Raw genomic sequence first — 11,048 nt, forward strand, 5'->3', positions numbered from 1 at the left:
GAGTTATATTACCAAATCCTTAAAAACCATTTCGGACAAAATCAACGAGACCAGTTTGAACCAAAAAAACGAGAAAATTGTCATTGAAGCCAATAGTAAAGAGATTAATTCCTTGATAAATGCCTACAACCAAATGGTGGATAAACTCGAAGATAGTGCCACAATGCTGGCTCAAAGTGAACGGGAACAAGCATGGCGTGAAATGGCAAAACAAGTGGCACATGAAATCAAAAATCCATTAACGCCGATGCGTTTGACGGTGCAGAGTTTTCAACGAAAATTTGATGCCAATGATCCCGAATTAAAACAAAAACTGAACGATTATTCTAAAACATTAATTCAGCAAATCGACACCATGAGTGCTGTGGCTTCGGCATTTTCCAACTTTGCTTCTATGCCAGCACAACAAAACGAAACGCTCAATGTAGTTCAAGTGGTAGAGCTCGCATTGGATATTTTTAACGAAGATTTTATTGTTTTCGAAAGTAATGAAGAAGAAATTATTTCAAAACTGGACCGAACACAATTGATCAGAATTATTACTAATTTAGTCAAAAATGCCATTCAATCTATTCCAGACGAGCAAGAAGAAAAACAAATTTTGGTATCTGTAAATGAAATGGATGACACCGTAATTATTTCCGTAAAAGACAATGGTATTGGCATTGAAACCGAAAATATTGATCATGTTTTTGAGCCAAAATTCACTACCAAAACTAGTGGAATGGGATTGGGTTTAGGAATTATAAAAAATATTATAGAAAATTACAAAGGAACTATTACTTTTGAAACTCAACTTGGAAAAGGTTCCACTTTCATTGTGTCGCTTCCTATTGTTAAATAAACACAGATTTCACAAATTGTCACAAATTATTTTACTCTAATTATCAAACCATGAACTTCGAAAACATACTCGTTACCATAGAAAACAATATTGGACAAATTACTATCAACCGTCCATCAAAGTTAAATGCCCTAAATGTTGCCACGATTCAAGAACTTCACAACGCTTTTAAAAATCTTGAAAGCAAGGAAGAAGTTTGCGTAATCATCATTACTGGCGAAGGCGAAAAAGCGTTTGTCGCTGGTGCAGACATTGCTGAATTTGCTCATTTTTCTGTTGAAGAAGGCGCACAATTAGCCGCACAAGGACAAGAATTATTGTTTGATTTTGTCGAAAATTTAAAAAAACCAGTTATCGCTGCGGTGAATGGTTTTGCTCTTGGTGGCGGATTAGAATTGGCAATGGCTTGTCATTTTCGTATTGCTTCGGAAAATGCAAAAATGGGACTGCCCGAAGTTTCTCTAGGTGTCATTCCTGGTTATGGTGGCACCCAGCGTTTACCTCAACTAATTGGAAAAGGGCGTGCCATGGAACTCATTATGACTGCAGGAATGATTGATGCTGAAACAGCTAAAAATTATGGCTTAGTAAATCATGTCGTACCACAATCAGAATTACTTGAATTTACAAAAAGTATTGCAATTAAAATTATCAGAAATTCACCAATGGCCATTAGCAAAGCCATAAAAGCTATCAATGCTAATTATAAAGATGGGGTCAATGGTTTTGAAACCGAAATAAAAAACTTTGGAAAATGCTTTGGCACCGAGGATTTTAAAGAAGGAACAACGGCTTTTTTAGAGAAAAGAAAAGCAGTTTTCAAGGGAAAATAATTTTAGTGTTCAGTATTCAGTCCCGAAGCTTCGGGATAGTTTTTAGTTAAAAAACCGCATTTAAAATATCATATAATTATATTTTTTTGATATTGTAATATCATATTATTGTATATTTGCACACTAAAAAGTATATAATGATACCTAGATTTCATCAACAAGAAATAGATTCGTTTCTTTTTAAAGGAAAAGCTATCCTAGTTTTTGGCGCAAGACAAGTAGGCAAAACGTCCTTGATAAAAAACACCATCAAAGACAATTCGTATCTGTGGTTAAACGGCGATGAACCCGACACGCAACTATTATTAGAAAATATTACGTCAGACAGGTTGAATGCATTGGTTGGCAACAATAAAATTCTAGTAATTGACGAAGCACAAATGATTTCCAATATTGGTTTGCTCATCAAACGGATGGTTGATAATTTTCCCGAAATACAAATAATTGCTTCTGGAAGTAGTGCTTTTGAGTTGGCAGATAAAACCAAAGAAAGTATGGTGGGAAGAAAAGAAGAGCTTCAGCTTTTTCCTCTTTGTTATAAAGAAATGGTCAATCATACTAATTTTATTAAAGAAACCCGCTTGGTGCCTCATCGTTTGGTTTATGGATATTATCCAGAAGTTGTTTCCAATCCTGGGAAAGAAGAAAATATTCTAAATGATTTGGTAGATGGATTTCTATACAAAGACATTTTGAATTTGGAAGGAATTAAAAAATCGTCCACATTGCAACGATTGGTTCATATGTTGGCATACCGAATTGGTTCCGAAATAAATTACGGTTCACTTGGTAATGATTTAGGAATTAATAGATTGACGGTTGAAAAATACATTGATATTCTCGAAAAAAACTTTATCGTTTTCAGCTTAAATGCCTTTAATAAAAACCAAGATAACGAACTCAAAAAAGGCAGAAAAATTTATTTTTGGGATGTTGGCTTACGAAATAGAATTGTGAAAAACTTCAATCCTATTGAACTTCGTGACGACATTGGTCCACTATGGGAAAATTTTATTATTAGTGAAAGAAAAAAGAAATTATCGTATGAGCAACAATTTAAGGACACCTATTTTTGGCGTAACACACAACAAGCTGAAATTGATTTTTTGGAAATAAAAAATAATGAAATTGATGCTTTTGAAATAAAATACAACCCGAATGTTAAAGTAAAATTCACTAAATCATTTACCGAAAAATACCATCCAAAAACAACTCAAGTCATTCATAAAGAGAATTTTTGGGATTACTTATTATAACTGAAAACTGCTACTGAAAACTGAACACTATTTTTCCCCTTCCCATTCGGCATAAAACTGCGAAAGAAAATTTTCCATGTATTTGTGCCGCGCTTGTGCAATTTTTTTGCCTGTTTCAGTATTCATTTTGTCTTTTAACAAAAGAAGTTTTTCATAGAAATGGTTAAGCGTTGGTGCCTCTGATTTTTTATATTCCTCTTTACTCATATTTAAGTTCGGAGCAATTGCTGGGTTATAAATTGCTCTGTTTTTAAACCCGCCATAGTTGAACGTTCTGGCTATTCCAATAGCGCCAATGGCATCTAAACGATCTGCATCCTGAACAATCTCAAGTTCTTTGGAAGAAAACTTTTGACCAAAATTACCGCCTTTAAATGATATGTTTTCTATAATATTGATAACATGATTAATGATTTCTTTATCAACATTTTCGCTTTCTAAAAAAGCTCTAGCTGCTTTTGGACCAACGGTTTCGTCTCCGTCATGAAACTTACTATCTGCTATATCGTGAAGTAAAGCACCAAGCTGAACAACATTCAAATCACAGTCTTCGTCTTTGGAAATTAAAAGTGCATTTTTATAAACGCGTTCAATATGAAACCAATCATGTCCGCCTTCGGCTTTATCCAATTTCTCTTTTACAAATGCTATAGTTCTATCTATCAATGTCATTTTTATTTGATAAAAAAATTCCAAATTCTACTACGTTTTGGAATTTGGAATTTTAGTTATTGGAATTTCTGTAAATTATCTTATCATAGCGGGTTCAACCCATTTGAAAATTTGAGATTCAACTGGAATTATCATTCTTTCTGACACTTTTGCCATTCTTGCCGGTAATTTCATTAAATAATCACGCGCTTTTTCAGCTTCATCGGACAATCCTGAAAGTTTATCAATTTCCCATTTCTCAATTAGCTTTTGCATAATATCAACATAATCTGAAGCGGTGTAGACACCAATTCGTTGGGCTGAGTCTGAAAAATTTAAAAACGCCGAACTTATTTTTTCGCCAGATTCTCTCAAGAATTGAGCCGGCATTACTATTTTTTGCTTCATCATATAGTTAAACGCCAATAGCATTTCACTTGGATCCACTTTAAAAATTTGAGTTACAAATTCGCTATACGCATGATGGTGACGCATTTCATCGCCAGCAATCATTTTGCATATTTTTGATAACTTTTTATCACCATACTCTTTTGCAATTTGTGAAACTCTGTTATGAGAAATATAGGTTGCTAATTCTTGAAAAGAAGTATAAACAAAGTTCTTGTATGGATCGCGACCAGTTCCTATATCAAATCCATCAGCAATTAGGTGTTGGGTGGTAATTTCTACTTCGCGCATGTTCACTCTGCCCGATAAATACAAGTATTTGTTCAATAAATCACCGTGACGATTTTCTTCACCTGTCCACTGACGTACCCATTTGCTCCATGCATTATTTTCTACTTGACCTACACCATCAACATCCATCAACCACGATTCGTAGGTTGGTAACGCTTCCTCAGTGATGGTGTCTCCAACTAGGGTAACCCAAAAATCGTAGGGTAAATCTTTGGCTATTTCGCGTAACTCTTTTACTTCTTCAAAGAAATTTTCCTCTTCAGAATTAGGTAAAAAATCCGATGGTTGCCATATTTTTTCAACTGGTATTAAAAACTCCTCCATGAAGCCTTCTACTTTGTTTTCTAGAAACTGCATGACTTCTAGGCGAATGTTATGTATTGACATTATATCTAATTATATTTTAATCGATTGGGTTACTGCTTTTTCTGTTTTGACAATTAATTCTTCGAAAGTAAATTCGCTTACTGGAATGGCTTCATGAATGATAAATTGCAAATGATTTCCTAAACCCATTGGAAACGCACCAAATTTAACCATTTTCCACGAATTATTAATAGTTATTGGCACAACAAATGCCGATGGTGCATATTTACAAAGAATTTTCAAACCGCTTTGAGCAAAATCTTTGGGTTTTCCATCTTTACTTCGAGTCCCTTCTGGGAAAATAACGGCGGAACGTTTGTGTTTTTCAATATATTCTGATAATCCTTTAATCATTGGAATGGCTTGTTTAGAATCTTTTCTATCGATGAGAATAGAACCGCCGTGACGAAGATTATACGAAACACTCGGAATGCCTTTGCCGAGTTCTATTTTGCTGACAAACTTGGCATGAAAGCGACGCAAATACCAAATAATTCCAATAATATCATACATGCTTTGATGATTGGAAACAAAAATTATCGGAGCGTTTTTAGGAATGGTATCTCTATTTTCAAAAGTATATCTTGTCCCTAAAATATTGGTGCATTTCACCAAAAAAAAGTTCAAATAATCGACACTTTTTTTATGTGCTTGATAGCCAAAAACATTAAAACAAAACCATTGTATAGGATGAAAAATGACTAATGTCAATCCGAAACATAGATAGTATAGAACTGAAATGGGATACGAAATAAATTTTTCCATCGTATAAAAATAGAGTGTAAAAATAGAAAATATATTTGTCTTATAGATTGTTTATAATTCTTATAAATCTATATGTGTTCACATTAAAAAAAGCATTATTTTTATGCCACTAAATTTTAAAAAAAAATGAGTTCAGAAAAAGAAGCCAAATTAAAAGCATTACAATTAACGCTTGATAAATTAGACAAAGCTTACGGAAAAGGAACCGTAATGAAAATGGGTGATAAAGCAGTAGAAGAAGTGGAAGTAATTCCTTCTGGTTCGCTTGGTCTAGATTTAGCATTGGGCGTAAATGGGTATCCAAGAGGAAGAGTTATCGAAATATATGGTCCAGAATCATCTGGTAAAACAACCTTAACCTTACACGCCATTGCCGAAGCGCAAAAAGCAGGCGGAATTGCAGCGTTTATTGATGCCGAGCATGCTTTTGATAGGAATTATGCCGAAAAATTGGGTGTAGATATTGAAAATCTAATCATTTCACAACCTGATAATGGTGAACAAGCTTTGGAAATTGCTGAAAATTTAATTCGTTCCGGCGCAATAGATATTGTAGTTATTGACTCGGTTGCTGCCTTAACCCCAAAAAGCGAAATTGAAGGCGAAATGGGTGATTCAAAAATGGGATTACACGCTCGTTTGATGTCTCAAGCATTGAGAAAATTAACAGGAACCATTAGCAAAACACATTGTACCGTATTCTTTATCAATCAATTGAGAGAAAAAATTGGGGTAATGTTCGGCAATCCTGAAACGACAACGGGAGGAAACGCATTAAAATTCTATGCTTCAGTTCGATTGGATATTCGTCGATCTTCTCAAATTAAAGACGGAGAAAATGTAATAGGAAATAGAACGAAAGTGAAAGTAGTAAAAAACAAAGTAGCGCCACCTTTTAAAACTGCCGAATTCGATATTATGTATGGCGAAGGTGTTTCAAAAACAGGTGAAATTCTTGATTTAGCTGTTGAGTTTGAAATTATAAAAAAAGCAGGCTCTTGGTTCAGTTATGGCGATACCAAGCTAGGTCAAGGAAGAGATGCCGTGAAAGTTTTAATAAAAGACAATCCTGAATTGGCTGACGAATTGGAACAAAAAATAAAAGATCTCATTAAAGAGAATAATGCATAAAACTAAAATCCGTCTCGTTAAAAAATAACTAGACGTTTTTTTTATTACCTGAACGCAACCTTTTAAAATAAATTGTATCTAAACAACAAAATCATATTTAAATTATGAAAAAAATAATTACAATTTTAACACTGTTTTTTTTGTTCAACTCTTGTTCTGTGGACTCTGGTCCAAATTATTTATATGAAGTATTGCCTACAGAAAGTGTTGATATTCCAGCTGAATTTACTTTGGGAGGAATATATCCCATTACGATTCGTTATAACAGACCTACAAGTTGCCACTATTTTAATGGTTTGTATTATGATAAACATTTAAACATAAGAACAATTGCTATTGAAAGTGCTGTTGAACAAAGAGATAATTGCCAAGACTTGGATGCTGCCGCCGCTGCCGATGAATATACTTTTAATTTTGAGGTTACTAGTAATGGTACGTATCATTTCAAATTCTGGCAAGGCAAAGATGATCAAGGAAATGATATTTTTCTGGAATATGAAGTGCCTGTAAATTAATTACAATCTTTTTTTGAAAATTGGATATAAAACAACTCATTAATGATTGTCAGAAGAATGATAGAAAAGCACAAGAACAGCTGTATCGATTATACTCGCCAAAACTGTTTGCTGTTTGCTTAAAGTATTCACGCAATTATACTGAGGCACAAGACAATTTGCAAGATGGGTTTTTAATTATATTTAAAAAAATTGAACAATACTCTTTTAAAGGTTCTTTTGATGGTTGGTTGAAAAGAGTAATGATTAACCATGTTTTACAACAATATAGGCAGGAAACTTTTTTAAGTTTAGTTAAAGAAGATGTTCCCGATGACGAAGAAATTGAAATAGATGACGAAGATATTTCATTAGAGTATTTACTAAAAATTATTCAAGAATTGCCAAATCAATACCGTTTAGTTTTTAATTTATATGTGCTTGATGGCTATTCTCACCAAGAAATTGCAGAAATGCTAACCATAAACCTTGGAACATCAAAATCTAACTTGGCTAGGGCCAAGATGATTTTAAGAGAAAAAATAGAACTATTTAAAAATAAAGAATTCAAAACACTTCCTTCTGCAAAATGAACGAAAGAAAAAACATAGAACGTATTTTTCAAGAAAAATTCAAAGATTTTGAAGTAAATCCCGCTGAAGAAGTCTGGGGAAATATTGAAAAAAAACTCGATGAAAAAAAACGAAGAAGAATTATTCCTTTTTGGTGGAAACTATCTGGAGTTGCTGCCGTATTTTTTATTGGTTTTTTTGTTTCCAAATCTTTTTTTATTGCACCTAATTCTACCGAAAATCCAACTGTAACCGACATAAATTCAAATCAGCAAAAGACAACAAAAACTAACCCTATATCTGTTGAAAAGCTTCGAGAAAGTAATTCAAATACTAGTTCATCAACCGATGCTGTTGTTACAAATTCTTCAGAAAAAAATAGTACTGGCAAAAATCTTCGAGAAAGTAATTCAAATAATAGTTCTTCATCGGATGCTGTAGTTTCAAATTCGAAAGAAAAAAAGGACAACACTGAAAATAGCACTAAACCAAATTTTATTCCAAACACATCAAATAATGCGATTGCAGGAGGAAAATTTGAAAAACAAAATTCCAATAAAAACAAATCTAATGGAAAGAATACCAAATCGTTGCTAGATGAAAAAATGATATATAAATCTGAGAATGAAATTGCTATAAACAAAGAAAATGAATCTGGTTTGTCTTCTATAAAAGACACAAAATCAGTTAGTAATCTAGACGAAAAGGCAAAGCAAATTATTCCATCAGAAGGCGTTGTAAACAATTCAAAAAATATAAAGCTTGATGAATTAAAAAATAATAACTCCATAACTGCTACTACTGAAGTTGAGAAAAAAACTAACGATTCTGTTATAAAAAACAGCGTTGTTACCAATGCGTTGGAAGAATTGCTAAATGAAAAAGAAAGCAAAACAAAGCAGGAAGCTAAAGTAAATAGGTGGCAACTTACTTCAAATGTTGCCCCTATTTTCTTGGGTTCAACTTCAAATGGTTCGGCCATAGACCCCGAACTTAATAACAATTCCAAAACTTATAATACCAGTGTTGGCTTTGGTCTTGGAGTGAGTTATAATGCTACTTCAAAATTATCCGTTAGAACAGGATTAAACAAAGTCAATATGAGTTACAACACCAATGATATTATGTTCTTTGCAAGTATAGAATCTCGAGGGTTAAAAAATGTATCTCCAACTCGTTCAAGTGCAATGATGGAAATACATAGTATGGTTTCCAGTAATAATTCTGTTGGTTCAACATCAGAAAACGGAATGTTACCTTTTGAAAGTGCTCTTGTACAACAAAACACTGGTTATCTAAATCAAGAAATTGGCTACCTAGAAATGCCATTGGAAATGACTTATGCGCTAATTGATAAAAAATTTGGGTTGAAGGTAATTGGTGGTTTTAGTACGTTGCTACTTCAAGAAAATGCCATTACTGTAGTTTCTGATAATAATTCGATGCTTCTAGGAGAAGCCAATAATTTGAATAATATTCATTTTAGTACCAATCTTGGAATAGGAATAAAATATGGTTTTATGAAATCTTTTGAGTTTAATGTTGAACCAATGGTAAAATATCAGTTAAATACTTTCAGCACAAATGGAGGCGATTTCAAACCCTATTTTTTTGGAATCTACAGTGGCGTTAGTTATAAGTTTTAGTTTTGTTAAGGGGTTATTAAAATTAGTTAATTGTTGTTATTGCTTCCGAGTAATAACTGAAAAGAGTTCCAAATTTGGAACTCTTTTTAGTTTATGTCATTTTCTAATTCATTCAAAATTACATTACGCACTGTTTCTTTAACCGTTTTTTTATACTCCGGATTTTGATTTTTTGTTTCAAAAAAACGATGCACTTTAACCCTCATCAATCCGGGACTTCCACTGAAAAAAGTATACGAAAAAAGTCTTTTGTTATCATAAAAAGTCATTGGAACAATTGGAATTTCATGTTCTACTGCCAAACGAAAAGCGCCATCTTTGAAACTGTCCAAAACAATACTTTCTTCGGGAACGCCGCCTTCTGGAAAAATACAAATACTCAATCCTTGATTTAATCTTTTCTGAGCGCGTTCAAAAACTTGCATTCTGCTTTTTGAATTGCTTCGGTCCACCAAAATACACGTTCGTTTATAGAAAAATCCAAACAGTGGAATTTTGGCTAATTCTTTTTTTCCCACAAAAACAAAAGGGTTTTTTGTTATGGAAAGCATCAACATGATATCAGCCATCGAAGTATGATTGGCAACAAACATGTAGCTTTTGCCTTCTTCTGGTTCCTGTTCAAAATTAACTTTAGTTCTAAAACCCATTCCAAACAAAATAAATTTTGCCCAAATTCTTGCCATCACAAAAAAATAGGGATACCATTTTTCTTTAAGAATCGAAATAAATAGAAAAGGAAACATGACAATGATAGGAATCGCCATCAAAATGTAAAACCAAACACGATAAAGTGTCCAAAAAACAATTTTCAATGCTCTCATGTTGTCAAATGTACTAAAAGGTATGCAATTTTTAATACAAAGCGTTAACTTTGAAGTTTAAACCACAGAGTTCAAAATTAACCATATAAGGCATATAAGTTTTCAAAGTAAAAAAAAACACTAATACTTATATGTCCTTTTTTAACTTATATGGTAATTTTTTTTTATTTTAGGAAAATTTAATTGAAAATAGAGTATAAAGAATTGTAAATAACTTATAAAAACTTTGCAAACTTTGCGAAAAACTTTGCAAACTTTGCGGTAAATTAAAAATCAATACTGAAACTCTGAAATGAATTCAGAGAAATTAAATTTAGCATTTTATGTCAAAAATACTAACTGGAATTCAAAGTACAGGAACACCACATTTAGGAAATTTACTGGGTGCGATTTTGCCAGCTATCGAACTGTCTGAAAACCCAAAGAATGAATCTTTCCTTTTTATTGCAGATATGCATTCGATTACTCAAATAAAAAACGGAAATGAACTGCGTCAAAACACCTACAGTACCGCAGCTGTTTGGTTGGCGTGTGGTTTGGATATCAATAAAGTTGTTTTTTACCGCCAATCCGATGTGCCACAAACTGCCGAATTATCTTGGTATTTAAGTTGCTTTTTCCCATTTCAAAGATTAACGTTGGCTCATTCTTTCAAAGATAAAGCCGATAGATTAGAAGATGTCAATGCAGGTTTATTTTCCTATCCCATATTAATGGCTGCCGATATTTTACTGTATGATGCCAATTTTGTCCCCGTAGGAAAAGACCAAATGCAACACATCGAAATTACCCGTGATGTGGCTTCGCGTTTCAATCATCAAATGGGAGAAACTTTTGTACTTCCCGAAGGAAAAGTGCAGGAAGAAACGATGTATGTTCCCGGGACAGACGGTTTAAAGATGAGTAAATCTCGTGGTAACATCATCAATATTTTCCTAGAAGATAAAGCGTTGCGTAAGCAAATCAT

At 33.1% G+C, this 11,048-nt stretch carries 12 protein-coding genes; 8 read left to right on the forward strand and 4 right to left on the reverse strand.

What is annotated here, in order from left to right; genetic code table 11:
* The 3 genes from ACK5ON_RS02120 to ACK5ON_RS02130 form a co-directional block, all read left to right on the forward strand.
* On the forward strand, positions 1-844 hold an 844-nt coding region (locus ACK5ON_RS02120), incomplete at its 5' end, for a sensor histidine kinase (RefSeq protein ID WP_409819428.1).
* 50 nt (positions 845-894) lie between these two features.
* Positions 895-1,677, forward strand: coding sequence for an enoyl-CoA hydratase/isomerase family protein (locus tag ACK5ON_RS02125; protein ID WP_409819431.1), 783 nt, complete (start codon positions 895-897; stop codon positions 1,675-1,677).
* 137 nt (positions 1,678-1,814) lie between these two features.
* Positions 1,815-2,933, forward strand: coding sequence for an ATP-binding protein (locus ACK5ON_RS02130; RefSeq protein WP_409819433.1), 1,119 nt, complete (start codon positions 1,815-1,817; stop codon positions 2,931-2,933).
* Positions 2,934-2,960: 27 nt separating this feature from the next.
* On the opposite strand, the gene ACK5ON_RS02135 is transcribed toward ACK5ON_RS02130, so the two are convergent.
* The 3 genes from ACK5ON_RS02135 to ACK5ON_RS02145 form a co-directional block, all read right to left on the reverse strand.
* Complete coding sequence (locus ACK5ON_RS02135) at positions 2,961-3,605, reverse strand: HD domain-containing protein (RefSeq protein WP_409819435.1); 645 nt, start codon at positions 3,603-3,605, stop codon at positions 2,961-2,963.
* A gap of 75 nt (positions 3,606-3,680) precedes the next feature.
* The gene (locus ACK5ON_RS02140; RefSeq protein WP_396172726.1) at positions 3,681-4,670 is read right to left on the reverse strand and encodes an acyl-ACP desaturase; all 990 of its coding nucleotides are present in this window, start codon (positions 4,668-4,670) and stop codon (positions 3,681-3,683) included.
* 9 nt (positions 4,671-4,679) lie between these two features.
* Entirely contained in the window at positions 4,680-5,414 is a 735-nt protein-coding gene (locus tag ACK5ON_RS02145) for a lysophospholipid acyltransferase family protein (protein ID WP_396172727.1), read from the reverse strand.
* Between the two features lie 126 nt (positions 5,415-5,540).
* Between ACK5ON_RS02145 and recA the strand changes: the two genes are divergently transcribed.
* The 4 genes from recA (at position 5,541) to ACK5ON_RS02165 (ending at position 9,257) form a co-directional block, all read left to right on the forward strand.
* Positions 5,541-6,545: a recombinase RecA gene (gene recA, locus ACK5ON_RS02150; protein WP_396172729.1), complete on the forward strand. Its 1,005-nt coding sequence runs from the start codon at positions 5,541-5,543 to the stop codon at positions 6,543-6,545.
* Between the two features lie 104 nt (positions 6,546-6,649).
* Positions 6,650-7,060: a hypothetical protein gene (locus ACK5ON_RS02155; protein WP_396172731.1), complete on the forward strand. Its 411-nt coding sequence runs from the start codon at positions 6,650-6,652 to the stop codon at positions 7,058-7,060.
* Positions 7,061-7,080: 20 nt separating this feature from the next.
* A complete protein-coding gene (locus tag ACK5ON_RS02160; RefSeq protein WP_396172733.1) occupies positions 7,081-7,632 on the forward strand; it encodes an RNA polymerase sigma factor in 552 nt (183 codons plus the stop codon).
* A complete protein-coding gene (locus ACK5ON_RS02165) occupies positions 7,629-9,257 on the forward strand; it encodes a hypothetical protein (protein WP_409819440.1) in 1,629 nt (542 codons plus the stop codon). The genes ACK5ON_RS02160 and ACK5ON_RS02165 overlap by 4 nt, the downstream gene beginning before the upstream one ends.
* Before the next feature lie 86 nt (positions 9,258-9,343).
* On the opposite strand, the gene ACK5ON_RS02170 is transcribed toward ACK5ON_RS02165, so the two are convergent.
* Complete coding sequence (locus ACK5ON_RS02170) at positions 9,344-10,081, reverse strand: lysophospholipid acyltransferase family protein (RefSeq protein ID WP_409819444.1); 738 nt, start codon at positions 10,079-10,081, stop codon at positions 9,344-9,346.
* 323 nt (positions 10,082-10,404) lie between these two features.
* On the opposite strand from ACK5ON_RS02170, the gene trpS reads away from it, so the two are divergent.
* A partial coding sequence (trpS, locus tag ACK5ON_RS02175; protein ID WP_409819446.1) for a tryptophan--tRNA ligase occupies positions 10,405-11,048 on the forward strand: 644 nt, incomplete at its 3' end.

Source organism: Flavobacterium sp., from assembly GCF_046317795.1.
In the GTDB taxonomy this organism is placed as follows: Bacteria; Bacteroidota; Bacteroidia; order Flavobacteriales; family Flavobacteriaceae; genus Flavobacterium.

What these genes read in the sequence shown, in the direction of transcription:
- ACK5ON_RS02165 (WP_409819440.1), top strand. Translation starts at nt 7,629, where the DNA reads ATGAACGAAAGAAAAAACATAGAACGTATTTTTCAAGAAAAATTCAAA.
- ACK5ON_RS02170 (WP_409819444.1), bottom strand. Translation starts at nt 10,081, where the DNA reads ATGAGAGCATTGAAAATTGTTTTTTGGACACTTTATCGTGTTTGGTTT.
- ACK5ON_RS02135 (WP_409819435.1), bottom strand. Translation starts at nt 3,605, where the DNA reads ATGACATTGATAGATAGAACTATAGCATTTGTAAAAGAGAAATTGGAT.
- ACK5ON_RS02145 (WP_396172727.1), bottom strand. Translation starts at nt 5,414, where the DNA reads ATGGAAAAATTTATTTCGTATCCCATTTCAGTTCTATACTATCTATGT.
- ACK5ON_RS02155 (WP_396172731.1), top strand. Translation starts at nt 6,650, where the DNA reads ATGAAAAAAATAATTACAATTTTAACACTGTTTTTTTTGTTCAACTCT.
- ACK5ON_RS02140 (WP_396172726.1), bottom strand. Translation starts at nt 4,670, where the DNA reads ATGTCAATACATAACATTCGCCTAGAAGTCATGCAGTTTCTAGAAAAC.
- ACK5ON_RS02130 (WP_409819433.1), top strand. Translation starts at nt 1,815, where the DNA reads ATGATACCTAGATTTCATCAACAAGAAATAGATTCGTTTCTTTTTAAA.
- ACK5ON_RS02125 (WP_409819431.1), top strand. Translation starts at nt 895, where the DNA reads ATGAACTTCGAAAACATACTCGTTACCATAGAAAACAATATTGGACAA.
- recA (WP_396172729.1), top strand. Translation starts at nt 5,541, where the DNA reads ATGAGTTCAGAAAAAGAAGCCAAATTAAAAGCATTACAATTAACGCTT.